This window comes from Mesorhizobium sp. M1E.F.Ca.ET.041.01.1.1, assembly GCF_003997355.1.
Lineage (GTDB): Bacteria > Pseudomonadota > Alphaproteobacteria > Rhizobiales > Rhizobiaceae > Mesorhizobium.
In genome coordinates, this window is the sequence record NZ_RZSL01001206.1 from 1 (window position 1) to 597 (window position 597).

Below are 597 nucleotides of genomic sequence, written 5' to 3' on the forward strand. Positions count from 1 at the left end.
ATCAGGGACCCGGAGAGCATCGTCGCCTTTGCCGCCTTCCTCGTCGTCGCCGTCATCGCCAGCAATCTGACGGCGCGCGTGCAGCGCCAGGCGGCCGCCGCCCGTTCGCGCGCACGGGCAACCGAGGACATCTATTCCTTCTCGAAGAAGCTCGCCGGCGCCGGCACGCTCGACGACGTGCTGTGGGCCACCGCGTTCCAGATCGCCTCGATGCTGAAAGTGCGCGTGGTGCTGCTGCTGCCGGAAAACGGCACGATCACCGTCAAGGCCGGCTACCCGCCGGACGACACGCTGGCCGAGGCCGACATCGCGGCGGCCCGCTGGGCCTGGGAGCACGACCGCCCGGCCGGCCGCGGCGCCGACACGCTGCCCGGCGCGAAGCGCCTATACCTGCCCTTGCGGACGGGCCGCACGGCTGTCGGTGTCGTCGGGCTCGACAACGACAAGCAAGGCCCGCTGCTCACGCCAGAGCAGCAACGTCTCCTCGACGCGCTTGCCGACCAGGCAGCGGTCGCCATCGAGCGCATCCAGCTCGTCGCCGATGTCGACCGCGCCAAGCTCGCTGCCGAGGCGGACCGGCTGCGCTCGGCGCTGCTC

The 597-nt window shown here is 71.5% G+C and carries 1 protein-coding gene; it reads left to right on the plus strand.

Annotated features, from left to right (window positions below):
• Positions 1-597: GAF domain-containing protein (locus EOA38_RS38380; RefSeq protein ID WP_127301672.1), on the plus strand; the 597-nt coding region annotated here is incomplete at both ends.